The organism is Sphingomonas populi, from assembly GCF_004208535.1.
GTDB classification, from domain to species: Bacteria; Pseudomonadota; Alphaproteobacteria; order Sphingomonadales; family Sphingomonadaceae; genus Sphingomonas; species Sphingomonas populi.
The window spans coordinates 1-20434 of the sequence record NZ_SGIS01000052.1 but is presented as its reverse complement, the minus strand read 5'-3'; the positions used below and the strand labels follow the sequence as shown (position 1 = coordinate 20434).

Sequence of the window (20434 nt, the reverse complement as noted above, 5' to 3'; positions counted from 1 at the left end):
GCTCTCTCCACGGGTGTGTCGCAACTCCATGGAATGCAGAAGATGGGCAGCTGGTGCCGGGGCATGCCCCGGCACCAGCTTACCAATCACGACCCGATCGAATTTCCAGACCTCGCGTTACACAACCCGGGTTGGCGGACCTAGCGTAAGTTACTGATCTGGCATAGAGAACGGGTGCTTACGCCATCCCTCTATCCCGGACGGAAAGTGCAACGCCCGCCATGGCAGATGATAGCGCGCCACGTTTTTCTTTCCCAGCGATTTGCCGCAAGAAAGTGACTGCCGCGTTCGATGGCGGGAGGCTGACATCCGATGGTGGCGTGCTTCTGCTGGCGTCAAAACACGTTTATCAGCTGCATGGCGTTGATGCTGCCGAGCAGCCTGTCTTGCGCAAAAAGCTTCGCCGTACCGACATGATGGTTTTCTTCGAAAAGCTGCCGCCGACGGCGATTGCCATTGAAGCCTGTGGTGCGTCTCATCATCTGGCGCGGCTGCTGACCTCGTATGGCCACGAGGTGAAGTTGATCGCGCCGCAACTGGTGAAGCCTTATGTAAAGCGTGGCAAGAATGATGCAGCCGATGCTGAAGCCATTTGTGAGGCCATGAGCCGCCCGACAATGCGGTTTGTGCCCGTCAAGACAGCGGAGCAGCAGGCCGCACTTATGCTGGTCAGCGTACGCGAAAGGCTGATCTGCACACGGACCCGGCTGACCAACGCGATACGTGGATATGCAGCAGAATTCGGCCTGATCGCAGCACAGGGAACGCGCAGGATTACGGCGCTCCTCGACCGCGTTGCGACGAGCCAGGACGTGCCGGCTCTTGCTCGCATGCTCTTCGCATCGCAGGGCAAGGAATATCGCCAGCTTCAGGAGCAGATCGACGAAGTCGAGGCAGAGCTGGCGAAGTGGCACCGGGCGAACGAATGCAGCCGACGGCTTGCCGAAATCCCTGGCGTGGGTCCGATCGGGGCATCGCTCCTGATGATGAAGACGCCGGCGCCTGAACTCTTCGCTTCAGGAAGGCAGTTTTCCGCCTGGATGGGGCTTACACCGAAGGATCACTCGACAGGTGGTAAAACGCGGTCGGGCATGATCACACGCGCGGGCGATGAGATATTGCGAAGTGTGCTGGTAGCCGGAGCGACCGCGCTTTTACGTCATGTTCGGGTCGGGAACGGCAAGAATGCAACGCCATGGCTCCTTGAGTTGCTCAAGCGCAAGCCGCCAAAGCTCGTCGCTGTGGCGGTTGCAAACAAGATAGCCCGCATTGCCTGGAAGCTGATGGCGACAGGCGAGCGCTACCGGGCAAACATGGTTCCGCTACGAGACGCAGCGGTATAGAGCTTGGCGACGCACGGGAGCTGATGTGCAAGCGCCCGTGTCGAGCTGAGGCGTGAACTTGCAATAGAATAGCAGATGGGATTGATCATTCCGAGCACGAGCCACTCCGTACGATGCAATGGCCGTTATAGGCCGGAGACTTGTTTGGGACTCGTGCAGCGGAAACCATCTTGGCCCGCGGCCATTTTGCGGCTGCATCTTTGAGGCCGGACATATGAACGCAAGCGATCGATCAAAACCTGTTGAAGCTATTGTAAGGCGGGGGCCGTCCACATATGCATCGTTCACCTGCTGCGCAACTCGATGGACTTCGTCTCCTGGAAGGACCGTGAGAACCTCGCCAGCGCGCTGAAGGAGGTTTACCGTGCGCCGGGCGCGGAGGCGGCCGAGAAGGCGCTGACGGCGTTCGAAGCCGGTCCTTGGGGTCAGCGCTATCCCGCCATCGGCCAGAGCTGGCGACGCGCCTGGGCGGAGGTGATCCCGTTTTTCGCCTTCCCCGACGAGGTCCGCCGGATCATCTACACCACCAACGCGATAGAAGCCCTGAACTCGAAGCTCAGGCGCGCCGTCCGAGCCAGGGGGCACTTCCCCACCGACGATGCTGCAACCAAGCTGCTCTACCTGATCTTGAACCGGTCGGAGAAAGAGTGGAGAATGCCGCCACGTGAGTGGTCCATGGCCAAGGCCCAGTTCGCCGTCATCTTCGGCGAGCGCTTCATCAGGGCCATGGCGGCGTAATGTTCAACCGCCCGCCCGCACACGGAATTTCTGACAGCCCCCGCTGGATGACGCGGGCAATTGCCCTCTCTTCTTGAACGCGTGGCGCCAATTATAGATCTGGGCTCGCGACACATCGTAGCGTCGGGCAACGCGCGACAGCGTCTCGCCGTTCACGCCGACCGCAGCAACAATCTCAAGCCGCTCCGCTTCCGTCCAACGACGCCGCCGCTCCCGGCCCAATATCTCCATCGCACACCTCGCCCATGTTCAGGACGTCCATAAGTACGTCCTTATCGACGTCTCTTACGCGCTCAGCTTCAATCCGGGCAGGCGGCCTCAACCGGTCGGTTACGATGACCTTCGTCCGTAAGCACTACCGACTTCGCCTTGCCGACCGGATCGAGAAGGAGATCCTTCCCATGCAACCGCCCCAGCGCCGCCCAGTCAAACGACTTCCAGGCACGCCAAGGCTCCCAATCCCGCCCCTTGTGCAGCGTCAGAAACATCAGCGCGAGCACCGCATCGTCGATCAGCTCGACGTCAATCTCAGGCTCAGACATCTGCCCGCTCCCTTCTAAGGAACTCATACCACGCTTGAGACGCTATGCCGCGGCCCACGTCGGACGGTTACGAATTTACCAGTCGGGCGATCCTGGAATGGGCGGGCAAGAACAAGGTCGAATGGCATTACATCGATCCCGGCAAGCCTCAGCAGAACGGGTTTATCGAGTCCTTCAACGGTTCGCTGCGTGATGAACTGCTCAACGAGGAACTGTTCGACAGCCTAGCCGACGCCCGCCGGAAGCTGGCCATCTGGCGCTACGACTACAACCATGTTCGGCCCCACTCGTCGTTGGGAAATCGAACGCCTGCACAAGCGCGTCGGACGTTCGTGCAGGACGATAGCATCACGCTCGACGGCAGGCAGAATGTCTGCGAGATGGCCCTGCAAGAGAAAAATGCCCTCTTCGCCGGGCATGACCTCGGCGCGGAGAACTGGGCCTGTTTCGCTTTGCTCATCGAAACCTGCAAACTTAACGACATCAATCCCCAAGCATACCTGGCCGATGTTCTCGCCATCATTGTGCTGCGAACGACGAAGATCCGATCGACTATCTACTGTCTACTGTCTTAGAACTCGATCGACAACCGTATCGCCGCTGTCCTGATCGTCTGCGTGGGGATAGTTTAGCGCTTACGTTGGACGAAATCGAGCGCTTCTACAATCTCGCGCGCAGCCACTCGACCTTCGGGTATCTCAGCCCCATGGACTTCGAGAAGCAGGCCAATGAAGCCTAATTTGGTGTCCGCGGCACCGGCAGATGCTCACCATTCACTCCTTTGGAATCTGCAACCTTGTCTTATAAATTGCAAGCAGATTGGTCCGGAAGACAGCAAGCGAAAAATTGCGCTCGTAGGTAGCTCGGGCCTGGTCACCGATCTTCTGCCGTAAAGATGCGTCACCAATCAGCCGCGCTAACGCGGCAGAGAGTTCGGTGCGCGCGCCTGGCGCGATAATCAGAGCATCCCGCTCGGCTTCGACGAATTGTGGGATCGCGCCGACCGAAGTCGCGATCACCGGCGTGCCTGCGCCTAGAGCCTCTAGGATTACCAACGGCAACCCCTCATGGTACGAGGGCAACACCATCACGTCTGCCTCAGCCAGAAGTTTCTGCGCTCCATTTTGATCGACCCAGCCTAGAAACGCGACTTTATCGGAGATGCCGGCTACTTTCACCGCATTAGTGTAGCGCACCAAATCGCCACCACCTGCGAAACTCAGCCGCCAAGCGGGCAGATCGGCGGGCAAACCAGCCAGGGCCGCGATTAGATCGGACACCCCTTTACGCTCGAGCAGATTACCTAGGAATAGCAAATGGACGGCGGACCGCGGAGCAAGGTGGTCTCGCCTTTCATACGCAGGTACCGGAACGCCGTTCGCGAGTACATCGATTCGCTCTGGCTTCACACCAAGGTCATTGATGAGCCAATTGCGCCAAATGTCACCCAGCACGATGTTGGTACTCGCTGCGCGAAACGGCAAACCAATCGCCCAGCGCATAATCTTGCCGCTCATTCGCCAGTCGGCGTCGAGTTCGACCGCATGGAGATGGACGACCACCAGCGCGCCCGACCCCCGGGCCAGCAGTGCCACCAAACCTTTGCGTATCGCACTTGCCTTATCGCCTAGATTGATATGCACTAAACCCAACTCACCACTTAGCCGCGCCCGCCAGATGCTCATCACCGCTTGCCCAGTTAGCCACAAAGAGGCTGCGAAGCCGCGATTATCACGCGTAATGAGCGGGCGGAATTCGAGCTGACTCGATCCATCCTCATCGAAGCTCAAAATATAGTCTTTCACTCTCCCCATGCCGCCGCCCGCTTGTCCGGAGGGGGCAACGACATAAGCGATAGGCCGCGTTGCGGAAGCCTGTCCCTTCGCCCCCCCTAACCAACGGGCAGCCGCGTTACTCAGCGGTTTTTCGAGTAGGTAATGAACCACGATGCCGAATACTGCACAGGTCATCGTAGCGAAAACGGCGAAACCTATCCAACTAATGGGCCCTCCTGGTAAAATTTTTCGCCATAATTGCCCCAAAGCGGACATCAGGATATAGTGAGATAAATATATTGAATAGGAAGCATCGCCTATCTTGCGTGCGATCCGTTCGCCACTACCCTTCAAATCGAGTGGGATATAGAGGGCGCCGAGTACGATCAACAAAGCAGGAATGCCCGCAGCGATTCCCTGCGAGGCAACGTGCATCATCATCGGCGATACCGCGAGGCCCATGATACCAATCAGGATAACCGCCCACCAACCGTTGGACGTTTTCCCGCGGGTTCGCAAAAACAGCTCACCCAGCAGCATTCCGTACCCAAATTCCAAAATCAGTGAGCGCGTGTAAAAATCAAAGATTCCGCTCACATTAAAAAACACCGGCACCAACGATAGAACCGCCAACGAAGTACAACTAAGGACCACCACCATCGTCCGACGGCGCCGGGAAATTATTAATGCAACAGCGAAGACAACGTAAAAAAACATCTCATAGTTGAGGGTCCACCCGGGCACGAGGACTGGCCAATATTGATGTTGTACCGGATGCATCCAAGGGAAGAAGAGGAATGACGCAACCGCGTGCAGCATATCGAATCGACTTGTTTGGGCTGCAGCTGGCACGAAAACAAGAAGGAGAATCATTACTAGCGTTAGTAACCAATACAGTGGTACAACGCGGGCAATGCGATCGCGTAGAAAAGCAAATCCTCCACGCATCGGGTGACGGGCTGTAGAATATACCATTACAAACCCGCTGATGACGAAAAAAATATCGACACCGGCTGACAGCGCTTGCGGGCCTTCGTACGCGAGTCCCATCCGCTCAAGCTGCGGGAAAACGTGATACAATACCACGAGCATTGCAGCCACGCCGCGCAAATATTGGACAGAATCGAGTGTCTTCCTACCACGTTCCTGCGCAGCGCTAAGGATCGTCGGATGCTCTTTCTCTGCGGTCGACGCATTCATACCGTTTCGTTCGCCCCCTAAAATATGATCTCGCGATAGCACCGTGCTGCGATGCAGAAAAGTTGCGTTGCCAGTTAAAATCCTGTCTTTGGCGCCTGTGAGCTTAAGGACGCGGCGAATTGTCCGACAGAGAGGATGATATGCGACAAATCGAATTACCCGGCACTACCTTGAGAAGCTCCATACTCGGTATGGGCTGCGCGTCGCTGGGCTCGCGCTATGGCACCTCCACCGGTTTGCGCGCGCTGGAAGCGGCATTTGACCGCGGGATAACCTGGTATGACGTGGCCCCAGCTTATGGAGCAGGTGAAGCCGAACCGATTCTTGCCAGATTTCTCAAAGGTAAGCGCGACCAGGTGAATATATGCACGAAGGCGGGGCTGCTCCCGCCGCATCAAGGATATGCCAAACGCCTTCTAATGCCGGTCGCACGTCCAGTTGTTGCCAAGCTAAAGGGTTTGCGCAGCACGATCCGGCAGAGTGGGGCAACTGCAAACACCCGGTTGCCAATCACCCCGCAAATGATCGAGACCTCTATTACGCGATCTCTGGTGCGCCTAGGGACAGACCGGGTGGAAATATTCGCACTGCATGACCCAGCACCCCAAGATGTCAATCGCGACGACGTGCTCCGTGCACTGGAGCGCGTCATTGCACGCGGACAAGCACGCTACATTGCAGTTGCCGGCGAACTTCCTGCTGCGTTGGCCGGGGCCGCAAGCGGGCATTTTTCATTGATTCAAACGGCTGATGATCCTGCGACAGATCCGCTCGACAACATCTTGGCGACGGCGCCAGGGCCGATCGCGACGGTCAGCCACTCAGTTTTGGGTGCAGGTGGCGTGCAAGCGCGGCTTGCGGCGCGACTCGCCGGAGCGCCCGAGTGGCTCACGGCCGCGCGAGCGGCCGGCTTCGACGGCACCACCGAGACAGTCGCGGCGCAATTGCTGCTCGCACGCGCCTTCGTCGCCAACGGCAGCGGGCCCGTACTTGCATCGATGTTTGGAGCGGGGCATTTGGCAATCAATATCACCGCCACCAGACACAACGCCGTGATAGGCGCAGCAGCGCGGTCGCTGGTACGAGAGGCGCTCGCCTAGGCTCGGCGACAGAGCTTTAGATACTCACCGCCGATCCGCACCCAACTGAAATAATGATCGAGCGCAGCTTTACTGCGCTCGGCCTTAGCTTGCACCTGTTCGATTGGCAGCGCGTCAAAACGCCGGATCGCGTCGGCAACCGTCTCAGCGGTCACTGGCCGCTCGATCACCACCGCTTCGAGCCCGTTAGCAATCAACTCCCCTAGCCCCCCTGCCTCGGTGCACACTAGGAGCCGCCCCGAACAAGCCGCCAGCACCGCCACGCCCGACTGTGAACTGAATTCCTCATAAGGTAGGATCAGGGCATCGCATTTGGCCAACAATTGGTCGAGACGCGCTTCAGGAATGAACTCAATTTCGGTATGTATATATCCTTCAGTGCCCAGCAGTCGCGTCTCGCACTCAGTCCAGTAATCGACGTCCTCTTTATGCGGCCCGCCGGCGATAGTCAGGGTAGCCCGCGCACCATCCGCGACCGCTACACGCATGCCTTCAATCGTCTCCAGAATGCGCTTGTTTCGCCGCAGCATGCCAAAGGCAAGCAGATTGCGCTTACCAGAAGCCGAGGGTATTTCTGAGCTACTATAAGCACCGTGTGGAATCACCGAGATTGGCCCGCGACGGCCGAACTCATTGATGACCTGCTCGCGTGCCACTTCGGTCAACGTCACCAATTGCTGCGGAAGGTAGTAACTTGCCTTAAGCAACCATGACTCTAGCCGCCGCCTAGCCCCCGGCGACGCCCAGGCATGAGGCCTGGCATCATGCACTACATAAACGATATGGCCGCCCAACAATCGAATCCATAGCATCTGAAGGACCAGCACTATTAGCCAGTCATAGAAGGAAATTACATAGCTACGACCGTGTCCGCGAGCGCGCGCGTAGGCGACGAAGGTAGACAGGATGCGCATCAGCGTCCGGCTTAGCCGGACCAGTTTGCTGCCCTCGCCATAGGCGCCACGCGGGAGTTCAATTCGCCGGATGCCGGTGACCAGTGCCTCACGCTCTTCGGGATCCGCTCGCGGAGAAATCAGTAGAACGTCCCCTCCCGCCGCCGCCATGCCCGCCGCTAGTTCCAGTACGAACCATGAAGCGCCACCTCGATAGGAAGAGGTATAGACGGTCGCGCGCTTGCGCACGTTTCTATCGCGCCTACCTTTTTTCACTTGCACCCCCATGCTGCATTGCAACCGACTGTTCGTACCATCTCACGTGTGAGCAATCCAGCTTGTCAACGGGCACCGAAGTTCCCTAAAAGTAGGCGTCTGAAATTCCGTAATGCGACCGCTGGGTTTTGATTTTCGGTGATCGGCCGTACGATGGATCAAAAGTCGCCTTTGGATGCCAGCGCGGCCAACCCAACAGGGCGGAACATTCGGAGTGATGCGCGATGCACCTATCACGTCACCAGAGGCGGGTTTTGCGCGACCTCATGACGAGCTTATCGTTACGTGCGCTGTGCAGATCAACTACGGCGCGTACTTGGCGCCAGAGAGCGTTCGTATTTTGAAAAATCGCGATGACGCCTTGCTTTCAATGTGGAGCAGCGAATTATGTACGCACGTAGCCATACTCGCCCAGAGAATTGCAACCGGCAAAGGTTGCCGTCGCCCCTTTCGAATGGCAATTGAGGTAGTCCGATGAATTTCAGTATCCAGACACGCTTCCTTCGCGTGCCTTTTTTGAGTGGACAAAGCAAAAGCTCCCTTGCTGCTCGATGGATAACCATTACGCTAGCTGCAACATTTGTTGCTTCACCTGTCGCTCCAGCACCCTACATGGATGGCGAGTGGGTAACTGTTACAGACCATTCTTTGGAGATCGAAGCGGGTAGCCCTCTCGATTTTTCATCCATTGCACCCCGATTACCAGACTCTAGGATGACGATATCTGGAGAGAAATTGACATTCCGGGGAGTATCGTTGCCGCTCAATTGCGCAACGCTGGCGCCTGGGTTCTCAGATACAGCGGGCAGCGGATTTCCCGATCACCAAACCGCTCAGCGCTATGCAGAGCAATTAGTTCGACATGGCTACAACATTGTTCGATTCCATTTTATCGATGCATTGTTAATGCGTGAAGGCAAGGCTGATTTTGCTTTTAATCCAGAAGAACTCGACAGATTTCAATTTTTCGTTTCAGAGCTCAAAAAGCGTGGCGTTCATTGGGTGACTGATATATTAAGTTCACAAAATGCCGCACTTGGTAACGTATTTCCGCATCGTTGGTCTGAAAATAGAGGAATGCTTAAGCGCATATTCTTCGAACCTGCTGCCCTCAATCATTGGCAAGAATTGGCTCACCAAATTTTGAACACCCGAAATCCGTACACCGGGACCACTTTAGCGCAAGACTCTCACACAGCCGCTTTGGTGCTTGTCAATGAGCCCGATCTCGATTTTCAAATGGAGCTCGAAAATAACTTTAAGGATAAGCCCATACCGTCTTTCTATAAAGATGCCTACCTTCGTGGGACTTCCGTGGCAAACCAGACAAATCGAATTCCGTTTACGAGCCAAGAAAACGGAGAATCTATGGAAAAATTCCAACGCTTTTTAGTCAAGCGTCAAATCGATGTTCTTGCGAATATGTCTAATACTATCCGTAGATTGGGTTACGATGGCGCATATACCAGCTTTAATGCATGGAAACGCTACAATGAAACTCCTATAAAGCGCCTACTGCCTATTGTGGATAGCCACAATTATGAACATGATCAGGTTGCTTTGGGAATTGGTCCTGGGGTAACGATGAGGAGTTCTTCATCATTTAGTGATCTAGGGAGGTACTTGACTCTTGCGTCCTCTACACGGCAGTTTGGTAAGCCGTTTATTGTAACTGAACACGACCAAGAATTTTGGAATTCTCGACGCTTCGAAGCGGGGCTCTTCTCGCCCACTTTAGCATCCATTCAAGGTTGGAATTTCATCTGTCGTCATGCTGATGGCCCGATCGATCTGGCATATGACGGGCAAGGTGTTCGCAAGAGCGCTATCAATCCTGCCGGCACGGGTCTTGATCCGGTTGCTCGGGCAGGAGAAACTCTAACAGCCCTTCTCCTATTGCGACGAGAAATTGCTCCCGCTCAAGGAGCGGTGAGACTCCAGTTGAGCGACGATGAAGCGCTGCGGGATGGCGGACGTCGCCAGTTGCCAAATGACCTCAGCCCTTTGGCGTGGGTTGCTCGTCTGGGCCTGGTGAACGACCGCAGATCCGCGCCTGCCGTCGGAGTGGACCAATCACTGGCATCTGATCCAGACCACGACAGTATGCCGCCGGAAATTTCATCACGCACGTCATCGCTTTTGGGCAAGCTTCGCCTTGTTGGCGCCGTCCCGAAAGGAAACCAAACCGACCCAGCCATCGGCCAGTGGCAGTCGCCAAGCCGACAGGTTTTACTGCGCGCTAAGAATAATGAACTTCAAGTATCGACCCAATTTACCTCGGCGCGCGCTGGAAACCCAATCGTCCAACCCGTTACAATCGGGCCAGTTCGTTACATACAATCAGACTCGCCTGCTTTAGTGGCGCTCAGCGCCCTTGATGGAAGGCCATTGGCAGAGAGCGGCCGAATTCTTGTCATTTTATCAGCAGATGCCCGAAATTCCGGAATGCAGGTTACGCCCGCTGGAACCCTCACGGTACTTGGCAATTTACCGATTCAGATACGAAGAGTACGGATGAAAGTGATTTTGAAAACCGGTGACAATCATCAGTGGACAATTTCATCTCTATCGCTAGGCGGCAAGATCAAAAAAGTAAAAAAATTGGACAATGTCGTCGGAAATGTCAACGTAGATCTTGATAGTGCGCTCGTGCCGGAATCACCTACCACCTATTTTCTATTGTCGAAATTGCCATCGTAATTTCGCCTGTCAGGTAATATTGATCGTATCAAGAAGTTTATTTTCTTTAGCAATGGCTGCTCAACTACTTTATGAAGGATTAATGACACGGCAACACTAACGGAAATGACGCCGATTATTGACAATATACCCGCTTTGATATGCAAAATAGAAAGAACGGTTGGGATGGCAGGCCCTAAGATTGGATGGAAAAGATACATAGCGTAGGACGCTGCCCCGAGAACCAAAAGAGTGGGGTGGAGGCGCCGCGACCAAAAGGGCTCTAGAACGACAAACCCCAGAACAACTAGCGCCGAAGAAACACCGTGCATGACTATATCAATTCCGCCCAATCGCGCCGGCGAAAGCAGCAATGTCGTAAATCCTATAATTATCAGAAGCGCTCCGCCACGAACCGGCATCATCCCGCGCCGCGCTAAAATTCCAATAATGACGCCGTAGCCGAATTCGAATAGTAATGGACTAAAATAGACGAGCCCAGGTGCACGCTCTGCTGGAAGCATTAAGCCATAAATTCCTCCTGCGACTAAAATCGGAAGAAGGAAAATTGGTCTAATTCGCAACGCAATAAAAATCGAAAAAAGACAATAAAATGCCATCTCAAAATAAAGAGTCCACCCAACACCCACCAGAGGCTCTATTCTTCCATCACTATTTAAGGTCGGCACAAGTAAAAACCAGCTAAAAACTTCTCCAACTTCAAATCTAGAATGAAGAACAACCTTCGGCAAGGCTATCAAAATTATCAAGTTCATTGCCGTGGCAATCCAGTACAAAGGATATATTCTCGCCAAGCGCTTTAAAAGAAATTGGACGGCATTGCGAACCCCACCCCTTTTGTGTGGATCTGAAGCCATGACCATCACAAAGCCACTTATGACGAAAAATATATCGACACCGTATCCTCCTTGGTGCCAGATAGAAATCGACTTATCATTTCTTTCCTGAGTATAGATACTTGCATGGGCAATGAGGACTAGAGCTGACGCGATAAATCTCAGAATCTGAACGCCTTGATATGTCCTACCCGGTCTCTCTGCAGCTTCAAGCGAGCTCATTTACTCCCCCTACCAAGTTATACCTAAATTAAAATCCATAAGCTTTTACATGTCGCACGTTTTACATAACAACGTCATGCAAATGACCGCTTCGAAGAAAACAAACTAACCTCCCAACGCGCACGAAAAGCCGCATACCAAAGCGTACCGCCAAGGAGGCACGCGTGCGTGAGTGTGAAAAAATTAGCCGGAATTGGCTGCATCACAGATGCAAGGACAAAACATCCTGCCATTGTAATTTCTGGAGAAGATGGATGAAGCCGGAGCCTTCCTAGCCTGACAAATTGTATTATGACCGTCACGGTCATGAGGCAACTTATAGCACAGCCAATTATTCCAAACTGATATAGTGCAGCAAATAGACCAAGATCGTCTAAGATATAGTTCTTATACACCACGGAAGATAATATATTGTACTGTTCAGGATTGCTGCTCATTATACCAACCCCGAACCCATACGTCTTCATAAATTGAGCCACAAAATAATCATTTGACTCAAATCTAATGCTAACATTGTTGTTCGCAAAATAATCGCTTAGGCTAGAAGCACTAGCTATTGCACTTATGTATTGGCCGAGAACGGCAATCGCTATGGGTGTTCCAACGATCGCCCCCAATACTCCGACAAGTGCGCGCCGAGTTGCCCCGACTTTCGACACGACGAAAAATAGTACTACGGAGAGTATCAATGTACTAAACGCAATCCTGCTCTCAAAAGAAAAAGCAATAGGGAATCCAATTACAATCAACGCAAGCGTCCAGCCCATAAATTTTCGAGGGCTTAGATTTCCAAAAGAGAGTTTTGCAAAAGAAATAAGAAATCCAAGTACGCAGGCGTCTTTTAGTATCGTTAATCTTGCCGTGTTGCCAAATTGGCCGAACGCCGACATGCGTCGGAATGTTATAAACTGCGGTATAGGAAACATTTTGTCGATAATTACAAGAATGCCGGCAGCAAGGGCAGCCAATATTATGCCGAACACGACGTCAGAAAAATTGAGATTAAGAGCCCTCCAGATAATGACGCAAAGTAATGGCATAACGGAGTAAGTAGCAAGGAGCCAATTTCGCGTAGGATAGTCAAATATAAAGACATTCGAAACGGCAGATGAAAATATCATCCATACGAATAAAATAATAGGCAACCAAAATTCTAATTTTAATATCGAAGGTTTTCGATTTATAGAAATCATAAATGCAGGAACTGCTAATAAAACCGCAGCACTTGACAACATTCTGCCTTGAGAGAAATCCTTAGATCCCAGTAAAACTGAAAAAATACCTTCATCTAAAAGAAAAATAATGGCTACAATAATCGACTTAAAACCAGGTTTTATGCGAGGCCGCGCCCCAGTTGCATATGGCATATTGGGCTTATCGCCTAGCCGAGGAGCAAAATCTTCCATCGCAACCTATGATCTCCATATGCATGTCTCAACTATTGGTTTTGAGACAATTTGTCCGCCAGCCTCAGCGCTAAAGCTACACTGGTAAGGGTGGGGTTCGCCTGCCCCGAAGTAGGCAGCACGCCGGTGGTTGCCAAATGCAAGTTTGGACAATCGAAGGTCGTGCAATTCCTATCAACTACGCCTTCTCGTCGTGTAGACCCCATTCGGGTAAGTCCGATCTGATGAGTGCCATGTCGCGCTTGATGCAGGATCGCTGAAGTTCGCTCAGTTTCTGAGTAACGATGATGCAGTACAGCGATACCCGAAGCGCGCAACCATTCGTCCAATAGCGCGTGTTGACGGAGTGTCGATGCAGCGTCCTCTGGCAAAAATCGCAAGTCAATCGCTAGGCGTGGCAGGCCTAATCGATCCTTACGATCGGTCAGTTTCAATCTGCTCAATGGGTTGGGTAATTGCTCGCTATGGTATGATAGCCCGTAACGTCCGCTAGGATTTCGCACAAAAACGCCGGGCAGCCGCGTTTTTTTATCAAAGCGCTTTGCAAGGAAGCCAATTCCGAACCTACCCGCAGCAGGTGCATCGCGCATCATGTTTACAATGTGAGCCGTAATCGACGAATCTTCAGGAGTGAAGTTCATCTGGCGGATTTTCTCCGCGACGATCAACCGCGCGACCGGCCCCATCTTCATAGTGAGATAGATCATTGACAAGATAGCGCTCCGATGACCAGCGTGGCCGATCTTCGGAACCACAGGCCAAAAGGCACAATTAAGCAGGCGCTCTGCTCGCTGGGTCTCAGGCGTAGCGACGATCCGCCGACGGACATAAGAACCATATCGATCGACTCGGAAATCGAAAACGCGCGCGAATTCTGGCTTGGCAAAGTGAATATCAGCTACTTCGCCGACCAAATGTCCTTGATAATATCGACCGAGCGGCCCTTCCTTGCCGCCGAACCGATCGGGCGCCTGAAGCTGTGCAGCGAGCAGCAAGCGAGCCGTTTCGATCCCACCTGCAGCGAGCACCAGTTCTCTTACAGGAAGCGTCATCGCGGCACCATCCTTGCTCCCGCGCACATCTACCGCCTCAACACGCCCATTTTCGGCAAAATGAAAGCCAACCACTGTTACGCCAGTGCGGATAACAAGGTTAGGATTATCCCGGATGGCTTCCTGGTGAATCACCTGTGCACGCTGCTCGTTCGCCCATCGCTCGAGCGCGTACGCGCTAAATTTGGGTCCGGCAGCGGCAAAAACGCGATCGACGTGATCATCACCGAACGGCTCCTCATAAATTGGGGCCCCCGACGCTGTAACCTTCACTGCGGCAGGAAGATATGCTGCCATGTCATCATAGCGAATTGGCCAGCGTACGCCAACCCAGTCGCGGTCTTCGAAATCGATTGGATCAAAGGGCAGTGCCCGTGCGCCCCAGAGGTTAGACGTGCCTCCCAATTGCCGAGATGTGACGATTGACATATCGTCATGCGCATTGGGGTCGATATCTGCGTCGGCTAGCGCCTGAATTGAAGGCTCAATGCCGACGTCTCCCGACTCCAACACTAAGACGCGCAACCCACGCTCCACGAGGCGTGTCGCCAATGCCAACCCGACCGGACCAGAGCCGACGACGCATACGTCACACTGAGGTGGTGGTGCATGCCGATTCTGGTCAATCATCGGCGATCATGTCGGCGACACGCCCTGTGGAGTCCATAATGCTTGCTTTCGCGTGATTTGGCAGAGCGGTCAAGCCGGGGAGGCGCTCCAATATGCCGCAGCACAGCATAATCTTTGCGTCCACTGGCTAAAGCGACTAAGGGGGGGATGCTTACGCGGGGTATTCGGTCAGGTGCGGGAGAAGTGAACGTGATTTCGGGTGGGGTCCGACGACTTCTGCAGAATAGCTATATCACCTCTGCGTTGTTTGGAGCAGGTACCCGTGGGGTTAGCTTAGGCGCCCAGATCCTCGCCCTGCTTGTCATGGCGTGGCTCCTGCCTAAGGCAGAGTTCGGCGATATGATGACCGCCTTCGCGGTCTATCGAATCCTGTCCTACGGCATTGGTACTGGCTGCGCAGCAATAATCGTATACCATGTTTCGCGCCAATCCGATGATAGCACGGAAATACGAACCCATCGTAGCCTCGCACTGATCGGCTTCATCGTCGGCGGGTTGATGATCGGGACGCTGGTATTGGCTGCCCCTGCTATCGGAATCGCGGTTGGAAAGCCGCGCATTGCTTACTGGCTAATTCACCTCGCGCCCTTTGGACTCCTTTCCACGCTGGTAACGCTGGCCGGTGGCGCGTACGATGGGCGCCACGCGATCAACCGCTCGATTTTCTTAGTCGAACTACTTCCGAATATTGTCCGGGTATTTCTTTTAGGGTTGCTGTTTATATTTGGTGGGCCTGCGGTTTTGATAGCTTATGCTCTCGCCCTAGCGCATCTAGTCGCGTGGCTCGCTGTGCTGCGTCGGTTGCTCACATCTACGGTCAGCGGCTTTTACCGCGTTACCCGTTGGGACATGTGGTTCACCGCTCGCTACATTTTACATTCACTACTTTCCCTGCAATTGCAGGGCATTGACATGGTCGTCGTCGGTTGGCTGTTCACCTCGAACGTGGCCGCAGACTATGCTATTGCCGGTCGGATTGCGGCGTTATTTCCCTTTTTTCAACAGATCGTCCTTAAAAAATTCGCTCCGCGTTGCGGTTATCTACTGGCAGCTCACGATTACACCGCGCTTGAACACGAAGCTGGCGTTTGTCGCTCGTCTTCGGTTGCGGCTGTCGCTAGTCTGACTGGTTTTCTCCTTATGATCGCGCCGTTGCTATTACGAGGCGCAGGTGATTTCGCCTCGGCGATCACCATGATGGTCGCACTTGGCGCTGCGCCTTACGTGCGCTCGTTCTTTGCTGGTGGCGAAACTATCCTGCGCATGGGAGGCCAGTCCGGCTTCAATCTCGGAATAATGGCCGCCTCTTTTGCTCTCGTAGTGGCAACACCTTTACTACTACATCACTTTCTTGGAATATTCTCTCTGCCACTCGGAATGGTGTTTTCAGCATTGTTGCTCAATCCTCTGATTGTGTTCCGAGTGCGCCGTCTGTTTGGAATTCGGCTACTTCTGCCGCAAGATTGGAGTGTGCTACTAAGCGGTCTCGTAATATTTGCTTGGGCTTCGCGCTATGCCACGCAGGATCTATCGCGCGTGCTCACTATTGGTATCGCTATCATAATACTAGGTGTGCTTGGCATGCTACTTCACATTCGACCGGTCAGCCCCTTTCGCCTCAGCCGACCGCATACCTGAACCCTAAGTGCAAGAGGATCACGCTTTGCCTGCCGTTCCTTTCAAAACCCGTGCTAAGGCGGCGATCCGCCCTTACTGGCGTCATGCACGCGATTTGTGGCGGCTTGCGCGCTTCTGTATCTATGATTTTCATCGTTTTCGACGCTTTTCCGGGACGTTTCCGCTGCGAATGAGTTCGGGCGCTGAAGCGGCACGGATCACGAAATATTATCACATGATCGAGAAGGGGCTGGCGCTATCTGCGCCCCGCCCCGGCTTTGGCCATTATGCCATTGGGGAGTTGTGTGAACTCCTTGAGAAGAGCATGATCGAAGGCCGGCAGGGTCAGCACATTGGGCACGCGCTGGACACGCTCCTGGCTTATCGTGATTTTAATGCCCACTCCGACGGTGCTACCCCGGATTGCGTTGAGCGCGTGATCACGCAGGCTCAGGTACAGAAAATTGCCTGCGTGCCCGGTGCGACCAAAGCAGTGACACGGGCCGAAATTACCGAAGCGATTGGCTTTGATGCCGAACGTTTTTTTTCTACGCGCTACTCAGTACGGCAGTTTAGCGATGCGCCGGTCGATCGCGCGGACCTTGAAGCTGCAATACGGATTGCACAAACCACCCCTTCGGTGTGCAATCGTCAGTCGGCTCGCGTCCACATTATCATCGATCCAGCCCAACGTGCAGAGTTACTTCGCTTTCAAAACGGTAATCGCGGGTTCGGGGAGTCAATGGGCGCATTGGCCATAATAACGGCTGACCTTTCCCACTTTGTTGAGCCATCTGAGCGCTACCAAGCGTGGATCGACGGCGGCTTGTTCGCCATGACTTTCGCGCTAGGCCTCCATGCACGTGGGCTAGGCTCGTGTTTTCTTAACTGGTCAGCCTCGGTCGAGAACGACCGCGCTTTGCGTGCCGCAATGAATCTGCCCGACGAAGAGACAGTAATCACTTTTCTCGCTATCGGGACGCTGCGCGAGACATTTATCGTTGCGCGTTCACCGCGCAAGCCGCTCGATCAGGTGGTTACTCTAGATGCCTTTTAAGGGGGACCGATGAAATTCCTGTTTGTTGGACACGAAGATTTTGGCAACCGAGGATGTGAGGCACTGATTCGATCAATCAGCGGCATTCTTGTCGATCACGCGAGGGAAACCTCGCTTCTTTGCCCATCGAAAAATCCTGAACGAGACTCCATCCAATGGCCTGACGCGAAGCAATGCAATGTCCGCTTTGTCGCCCCAAGCGTATTCCCAGCAACCGTGCGTTGGTGGGGGCGCCTTACTCGACGCTTTTCCGCAATACGCAAGGTCTGGTCTCGCCCGCGTTTCACACCCGACCAAAGCACGCTAGCGGCGTTGAACGACGCAGATGCGGTGATTGTGACCGGCGGTGATTTGCTTGGACTCGAATACGGACTTGAGTCGCTGTATCATTGGATGGGTGTAGCCGACTATGCTATAGACCAAGGCAAGCCAGTGCATCTGTGGGCAGCTTCAGTTGGGCCGTTTACGGCTGACAAGATCGTCGAAGCGCAGATGCCCGGTCATCTCGCACGCTATGCCTCTGTCTCGGTACGTGAGACAGCCTCCCGCGATTATCTAAAGTCGATTGGCTTTCATAACGTTACGCTTGTTACTGATCCAGCTTTCACGATGAAGCCTCAGCCACACAACAATGCGGACGCGCTCTTTGCCGCTACGAGCGACGGCGTGCTTGGCTTCAACATCAGCCCATTGGTGCGCGGGTTCTTGTCGGATGATGTGGCCAAGCAGCAGTTTGACGGCGAAATTGTCGCTTTCCTGCGCCAAGTACTCGACAATACCAAACTTTCGGTGTTGCTGATTCCACATGTCGATCCATTCGATGGATCGGCTTGGAATAGCGATGGCATTTACATGAAAGGCCTCGTTGAAGCTGCTGGTGGTCCACACGAAAGGCTCGATATCCTGCCTTCAACGCTCAATGCTGCACAGCTTAAATACACGTTAGGTCGCTGTCGTTTCTTCATGGGCGCTCGCACTCACGCCACGATCGGAGCACTTTCGCTTGGCGTGCCAACGATCTCAATCGCATATTCTATTAAAGCGCGTGGTATCAACCGTGATTTGTTCGGAAACGAAGACTGCGTTTTGCCAACGCGGAAAGTTTCGCAACAAAGTTTGAATAATTCCCTAGATTATTTGTTCGTTCATGAAGAACAGATGCGCAAATTGCTTGCGGAGCGCATTCCACTCTGGCGTAGAAATGCCAGATCGACTGCCAATCTTGTTCTAGGTTGAACTTATACTCAGGCTCTATGGTCGTGACTCCGAAGGCTTGCCAGCGGCGGTGAGCCAAACGGACGGGAGTTTGTTATGGCTATCCTGTTTCGCATCGGCGCGCAAATCGAAGGAAGGCGAGCAAGCTCGCTGCCTGCCGGCGGTGGCTGACTAATCCAATCGTACAACCGCGAAAGGAGGAAAGGAGGTATCCATTCGCGGAAGGCTGCGGGGCGGGTCAGCTTTCCTCCTCGGGCGCGGCATTGTGCCGGAGCCTGGCGTGGCGCAGCCGCGCGCCAAGCCGCTTGTCATGGCGATGGACGATCTCGCGATCGAGCCGCAATCGAGGGTAGGATGGGTCAGCACGACAGGTCTCCTCATACCAACCTGCACTGATCATGACCCACGCGCCCATTTGCGGCGGCCGATGGTCATGATGTGCCAAGGCTGATCGATGAGCTTGTTCCAGGCTTCGCAGCAGTGGTCGACGATGTTGTCGTAGGAGGTGAAGACGCGGTTGGAGAGCCAGTTGTCGCGCATAAATTGCCAGATGTTCTCGACCGGGTTCAACTCTGGACATTTCGCGGGCAGAGCGATGATACTGAGATTGTCGGGCACGATGAGCTTGCCGGTCGTATGCCAACCAGCCTGATCCGTCAGCACGACCGCGTGAGCGCCGGGTTCGACCATTAGCGAGATCTCGGTCAGATGCAGCGACATGGTTTCGGTATTGCAGAAGGGCAGCACCAGCCCGGCGCCTTTGCCGTGCTCCGGGCAGATCGCGCCAAAGATGTAGGCGGATTTCGTCCGCTGATCCTTCGGGGCCGACGGCCGGGTTCCGCGTCTCGCCCAGCGCCGCGTGATCTTGTTTTTCTGGCCAATCCGGGCCTCATCCTGGAACCAAATCTCTATGGGCGTGCGCTTCGGGAGGGTTGCCCTGACCTTTGCCAGTTCGGCTGCGAAGCCCCCTTTTTGAAGGCCTCCAGCGCATATTCGTTCTGGGCATGGTGGCGGGGCCGCGCCGTTAGTTTGACGTAGCCCAGCTTCTTCAACTCGCGCCCGACGGTCGTTTCATCGAGCGAGACTGCAAATTCCTCGTGCAGCCACTGGACCAGGTCGATCAGCCGCCAGCGAACAACGCCATGGATCGCCGGGATCGGACCGCGCTCGACCACCTCGACAAGCGCCCGCCGCTGGGCATCGTCGAGCCGAGGCCGTTTCCCCGGGGCCTTGCCGTCGAGCAAACCGTCGGGACCGCGGGAATTGAAGCGCACCACCCAGTCACGCACAATCTGCAAGCCCACCCCGCCGATCCGCGCGGCCGCACTGCGGCTGCCGCCGTCGTAAATCTCTGCCAATGCCAACAGACGGCGCGCTTGGTTCGCGCTCTTCGACGCGCGCGCCAATTTCCTCAACGCTGTGCTGTCAAAATCTTCCCTCAAGCCGATCGCTGATCCCATGGTCACGCCCTCTAATTGCAGGGCGCCATTGATTCAGAATTTCGCCAGTTTGGGAATCCCTCACGTGAGTCAGCCTCACGGCAGGTTGGTATCAGTGGTAGTAGCTGGAACCGCGGATGTTGGGATGGTCGATGCCGGCTTCGTCCGGTGCGCGGGGCTCGTGCAGCGGCTGGCCGTCGAGCTTCTTCTCGAGGATGGATTTCACCGATCCGTAATTGCGCACGCCGATCTCGAGCGCGCGCAGATGCCGCGCGACGATCAAGGTCGGAATCTCCGTCAATCAGGATCGGAAAGTTATCCGCAGCTTTTGCTGACGTGAGGGCGAAGCCCTCACGTCAGCAAAAGCTGCGGATAATGGCAACTTTGGCGCCC

The 20434-nt window shown here is 54.5% G+C and carries 17 protein-coding genes and 2 pseudogenes; 9 read left to right on the top strand and 10 right to left on the bottom strand.

The features are described from left to right. Positions 1-221 precede the first annotated feature (221 nt). Positions 222-1343, top strand: coding sequence for an IS110 family RNA-guided transposase (locus tag EWE75_RS21500; RefSeq protein ID WP_231708493.1), 1122 nt, complete (start codon positions 222-224; stop codon positions 1341-1343). A 267-nt stretch (positions 1344-1610) separates the two neighbouring features. Next, a pseudogene (locus EWE75_RS21495) lies at positions 1611-2081 on the top strand (transposase); the annotation flags it as partial. A gap of 3 nt (positions 2082-2084) precedes the next feature. Here the strand turns inward: EWE75_RS21495 and EWE75_RS26340 are convergent. After that, positions 2085-2312 carry a transposase gene (locus tag EWE75_RS26340; protein WP_130160143.1) on the bottom strand — a complete coding sequence of 76 codons (228 nt, stop codon included), beginning with the start codon at positions 2310-2312 and terminating at the stop codon, positions 2085-2087. A 68-nt stretch (positions 2313-2380) separates the two neighbouring features. Continuing rightward, positions 2381-2623, bottom strand: coding sequence for a DUF6429 family protein (locus tag EWE75_RS21485; protein WP_130160142.1), 243 nt, complete (start codon positions 2621-2623; stop codon positions 2381-2383). A gap of 65 nt (positions 2624-2688) precedes the next feature. On the opposite strand from EWE75_RS21485, the pseudogene EWE75_RS21480 reads away from it, so the two are divergent. Next, a pseudogene (locus EWE75_RS21480) lies at positions 2689-2952 on the top strand (integrase core domain-containing protein); the annotation flags it as partial. 51 nt (positions 2953-3003) lie between these two features. After that, positions 3004-3198: a transposase domain-containing protein gene (locus tag EWE75_RS26335; RefSeq protein WP_130160144.1), complete on the top strand. Its 195-nt coding sequence runs from the start codon at positions 3004-3006 to the stop codon at positions 3196-3198. A gap of 198 nt (positions 3199-3396) precedes the next feature. Here EWE75_RS26335 and EWE75_RS21470 read toward each other — a convergent pair whose 3' ends face one another. Further along, entirely contained in the window at positions 3397-5598 is a 2202-nt protein-coding gene (locus EWE75_RS21470) for an acyltransferase family protein (RefSeq protein WP_130160141.1), read from the bottom strand. A gap of 140 nt (positions 5599-5738) precedes the next feature. Between EWE75_RS21470 and EWE75_RS21465 the strand changes: the two genes are divergently transcribed. Then, the gene (locus EWE75_RS21465) at positions 5739-6698 is read left to right on the top strand and encodes an aldo/keto reductase (protein ID WP_130160140.1); all 960 of its coding nucleotides are present in this window, start codon (positions 5739-5741) and stop codon (positions 6696-6698) included. On the opposite strand, the gene EWE75_RS21460 is transcribed toward EWE75_RS21465, so the two are convergent. Continuing rightward, entirely contained in the window at positions 6695-7867 is a 1173-nt protein-coding gene (locus EWE75_RS21460) for a glycosyltransferase family 4 protein (protein ID WP_165388479.1), read from the bottom strand. The two genes, EWE75_RS21465 and EWE75_RS21460, sit on opposite strands and share 4 nt — an antisense overlap. A 474-nt stretch (positions 7868-8341) precedes the next feature. On the opposite strand from EWE75_RS21460, the gene EWE75_RS21455 reads away from it, so the two are divergent. After that, positions 8342-10567: a hypothetical protein gene (locus tag EWE75_RS21455; protein WP_130160138.1), complete on the top strand. Its 2226-nt coding sequence runs from the start codon at positions 8342-8344 to the stop codon at positions 10565-10567. On the opposite strand, the gene EWE75_RS21450 is transcribed toward EWE75_RS21455, so the two are convergent. From EWE75_RS21450 to EWE75_RS21440, 3 genes are all read right to left on the bottom strand, one after another. Then, complete coding sequence (locus EWE75_RS21450) at positions 10537-11625, bottom strand: acyltransferase family protein (RefSeq protein ID WP_130160137.1); 1089 nt, start codon at positions 11623-11625, stop codon at positions 10537-10539. The genes EWE75_RS21455 and EWE75_RS21450 overlap by 31 nt on opposite strands. 74 nt (positions 11626-11699) lie before the next feature. Further along, positions 11700-13031 carry a hypothetical protein gene (locus EWE75_RS21445; protein WP_130160136.1) on the bottom strand — a complete coding sequence of 444 codons (1332 nt, stop codon included), beginning with the start codon at positions 13029-13031 and terminating at the stop codon, positions 11700-11702. Positions 13032-13063: 32 nt separating this feature from the next. Further along, a complete protein-coding gene (locus tag EWE75_RS21440) occupies positions 13064-14713 on the bottom strand; it encodes a GMC oxidoreductase (protein ID WP_130160135.1) in 1650 nt (549 codons plus the stop codon). 183 nt (positions 14714-14896) lie between these two features. On the opposite strand from EWE75_RS21440, the gene EWE75_RS21435 reads away from it, so the two are divergent. The 3 genes from EWE75_RS21435 to EWE75_RS21425 are packed head-to-tail and all read left to right on the top strand — an operon-like array spanning position 14897 to position 18623. Further along, positions 14897-16351 carry a lipopolysaccharide biosynthesis protein gene (locus EWE75_RS21435; RefSeq protein WP_165388478.1) on the top strand — a complete coding sequence of 485 codons (1455 nt, stop codon included), beginning with the start codon at positions 14897-14899 and terminating at the stop codon, positions 16349-16351. 25 nt (positions 16352-16376) lie between these two features. Then, on the top strand, positions 16377-17387 hold the full coding sequence (locus tag EWE75_RS21430; RefSeq protein WP_130160133.1) for a nitroreductase family protein: 1011 nt from the start codon (positions 16377-16379) through the stop codon (positions 17385-17387). Positions 17388-17396: 9 nt separating this feature from the next. After that, on the top strand, positions 17397-18623 hold the full coding sequence (locus EWE75_RS21425) for a polysaccharide pyruvyl transferase family protein (RefSeq protein ID WP_130160132.1): 1227 nt from the start codon (positions 17397-17399) through the stop codon (positions 18621-18623). Between the two features lie 217 nt (positions 18624-18840). On the opposite strand, the gene EWE75_RS26330 is transcribed toward EWE75_RS21425, so the two are convergent. From EWE75_RS26330 to EWE75_RS25170, 3 genes are all read right to left on the bottom strand, one after another. Next, positions 18841-19002 carry a hypothetical protein gene (locus tag EWE75_RS26330; RefSeq protein ID WP_206364839.1) on the bottom strand — a complete coding sequence of 54 codons (162 nt, stop codon included), beginning with the start codon at positions 19000-19002 and terminating at the stop codon, positions 18841-18843. Next, positions 18999-20062 (bottom strand): IS630 family transposase gene (locus EWE75_RS21415; protein WP_130160131.1). Its coding sequence is split into 2 segments (ribosomal slippage): positions 18999-19568 and positions 19571-20062, totalling 1062 coding nucleotides; the frame shifts between segments, so codons are not numbered across the junction. Before EWE75_RS21415 ends, EWE75_RS26330 begins: the two co-directional genes overlap by 4 nt. A gap of 91 nt (positions 20063-20153) precedes the next feature. Beyond that, positions 20154-20342: a hypothetical protein gene (locus EWE75_RS25170; protein WP_165388477.1), complete on the bottom strand. Its 189-nt coding sequence runs from the start codon at positions 20340-20342 to the stop codon at positions 20154-20156. Positions 20343-20434 lie beyond the last annotated feature (92 nt).

Bases quoted from the DNA above. Each gene is read 5' to 3' on its own strand.
- EWE75_RS21500 (WP_231708493.1), top strand. From the start codon at position 222: ATGGCAGATGATAGCGCGCCACGTTTTTCTTTCCCAGCGATTTGCCGC.
- EWE75_RS26340 (WP_130160143.1), bottom strand. From the start codon at position 2,312: ATGGAGATATTGGGCCGGGAGCGGCGGCGTCGTTGGACGGAAGCGGAG.
- EWE75_RS21485 (WP_130160142.1), bottom strand. From the start codon at position 2,623: ATGTCTGAGCCTGAGATTGACGTCGAGCTGATCGACGATGCGGTGCTC.
- EWE75_RS26335 (WP_130160144.1), top strand. From the start codon at position 3,004: ATGGCCCTGCAAGAGAAAAATGCCCTCTTCGCCGGGCATGACCTCGGC.
- EWE75_RS21470 (WP_130160141.1), bottom strand. From the start codon at position 5,598: ATGAATGCGTCGACCGCAGAGAAAGAGCATCCGACGATCCTTAGCGCT.
- EWE75_RS21465 (WP_130160140.1), top strand. From the start codon at position 5,739: ATGCGACAAATCGAATTACCCGGCACTACCTTGAGAAGCTCCATACTC.
- EWE75_RS21455 (WP_130160138.1), top strand. From the start codon at position 8,342: ATGAATTTCAGTATCCAGACACGCTTCCTTCGCGTGCCTTTTTTGAGT.
- EWE75_RS21450 (WP_130160137.1), bottom strand. From the start codon at position 11,625: ATGAGCTCGCTTGAAGCTGCAGAGAGACCGGGTAGGACATATCAAGGC.
- EWE75_RS21445 (WP_130160136.1), bottom strand. From the start codon at position 13,031: ATGGAAGATTTTGCTCCTCGGCTAGGCGATAAGCCCAATATGCCATAT.
- EWE75_RS21440 (WP_130160135.1), bottom strand. From the start codon at position 14,713: ATGATTGACCAGAATCGGCATGCACCACCACCTCAGTGTGACGTATGC.
- EWE75_RS21425 (WP_130160132.1), top strand. From the start codon at position 17,397: ATGAAATTCCTGTTTGTTGGACACGAAGATTTTGGCAACCGAGGATGT.
- EWE75_RS26330 (WP_206364839.1), bottom strand. From the start codon at position 19,002: ATGATCAGTGCAGGTTGGTATGAGGAGACCTGTCGTGCTGACCCATCC.